Source organism: Subtercola boreus (assembly GCF_003399645.1).
GTDB classification, from domain to species: domain Bacteria; phylum Actinomycetota; class Actinomycetes; order Actinomycetales; family Microbacteriaceae; genus Subtercola; species Subtercola boreus_A.
The window spans coordinates 1-1,590 of record NZ_NBXD01000081.1 but is presented as its reverse complement, the minus strand read 5'-3'; the positions used below and the strand labels follow the sequence as shown (position 1 = coordinate 1,590).

Here is a 1,590-nt window from a genome sequence, read left to right as displayed (position 1 = left end):
AGGGCCGCATCGGAATATGCCTTGTCCCGCAGTATTGCGCTGGTCGCGATTTCGATCGTCGCTCTCTTCACCCCGAACATTGCCTTTGTCGCCGCTGCCGCTCTGGCGATGATTGTCGTTCAGGCTCTGGACGCCGTTATCGGAGCGAGGTCAAAAGACCGGACAAAGACTGTCGGACCCGCGATCACCGCGGCGGTCAACACGGCAGCGCTCGTATGGCTCTTGACTACCTAGCCAATATCGGCAGCACCCCTCCACGTGCGAAAGCATGAGCAGAACCCGAAAATTAAGGGCTCGGCTTTTCGCCACCGCAGATCATGTTTTCGGACCTCGCTTGGGACATGGGCGGGCGACCGCGGTTGATGGGTTTTGAGTGCGACCGCTAATCGCCCCCGAGGGGCTGATGGCGGGTTCCTACCTTGCGAAGCGTGTCTTGTTTGCTCGCACCCAGGCCTCGAGGGTGGTGGCAGGTCGGCCGGTGATGCGCTCGACGTCGTCGGTGAGAACGTCAGCGTGGTCGATCCCGTGGCGGACGACTCGCGCGAACTGGTGCCGGAGGCCTTCGGCTGTCCAAGCGTCGGCGCCGCCGAGCCGAATCACGCCGGCGAACACACGGCTAGGCAGGTGAATATATCGGACGCGGCGCCCGAGCTCTTTCGAGAACGTGTCGGCGACCTGGCGTGCGGAAAACAGTTCCGGCCCGGTGATGACAGGTTCCGCGCCGACGTGGACACCTTCCCGCAAGACGGTTGCGGCAACGCGGGCGATATCGTCGGCATCCGTCCACGCGACACGGCCCCGCCGGGTCGTCTGCGGGAAGAAGCCACGTGTGATGGGGGCTGCGAACTCGGTCAAGTTCTGCATGAACGCCGACGGTCGGAGGATCGTCCATTCCATCCCGGAAAGCTGGATGAGCTGATCAGTGTGCCACGGCGCACGCGCCCAGGGAATGTCCGATTCCGGGTTCGCGTCCGCGGTCGACAAGTGCGTGATCGCGCGAACTCCCGCCGCCCGCGCAGCCAGCACCACGTTCCGACCATGGACGGCCTGCTTCGGGCTCGCAGCGGTCACGAGCATCACCTGATCCGAACCCTGGAACGCCTTCGTCAGAGCCTCGACGTCATCGAGATTAGACAGGACGGCATCGATACCCTCGGACTTGAATCGGGCAACCTGTTCCGGCCGCCTCGCGACGGCCCGGACTTCTGCTCCCGCCTCATGCAGCGTGCGAAGTGTCCGTCCACCGATTTCACCGGTTGCGCCCGTGATGGTGATGATGTCGCTCATACCTCTCCCTAAATCAGCTTCCTCATTCTCAACGGTAGCCCCCACACGATAGAGACATGCCAGACAGGGTCCCCATCACCACGGCGGACATCGATGCCGTGATCGGGTGGACCGTTATCCGTGCCGCACGCCGAGCCACACGGCTGTTCGCGACGTCCCTGGCGCCGCACGGACTCACGCCCGTCGAGTTCGGAGTTCTTGTGCAGCTTGACGCCGCGAATGAGAAATCGAGCCCTGCGGATATCGCTCGGGCCGTAGAGATGCGTCCCCAGAGCGTCGCCCCCACAATCGACTCCCCGGGCC

General features: G+C 63.7%; 3 protein-coding genes. 2 read left to right on the top strand and 1 reads right to left on the bottom strand.

The features are described 5' to 3' along the window. Positions 1–234 (top strand): hypothetical protein (locus B7R24_RS17190; protein WP_253259547.1); only part of this gene is annotated, 234 nt, incomplete at its 5' end. 180 nt (positions 235–414) lie between these two features. On the opposite strand, the gene B7R24_RS17185 is transcribed toward B7R24_RS17190, so the two are convergent. Beyond that, positions 415–1,287: an SDR family oxidoreductase gene (locus B7R24_RS17185; protein ID WP_116420148.1), complete on the bottom strand. Its 873-nt coding sequence runs from the start codon at positions 1,285–1,287 to the stop codon at positions 415–417. Between the two features lie 56 nt (positions 1,288–1,343). Here B7R24_RS17185 and B7R24_RS17890 point away from each other — a divergent pair. Further along, on the top strand, positions 1,344–1,590 hold a 247-nt coding region (locus tag B7R24_RS17890), incomplete at its 3' end, for a MarR family winged helix-turn-helix transcriptional regulator (protein WP_216363782.1).

Excerpts from the sequence above, each read along its gene's own strand:
- B7R24_RS17185 (WP_116420148.1), bottom strand. The coding sequence starts at position 1,287 with ATGAGCGACATCATCACCATCACGGGCGCAACCGGTGAAATCGGTGGA.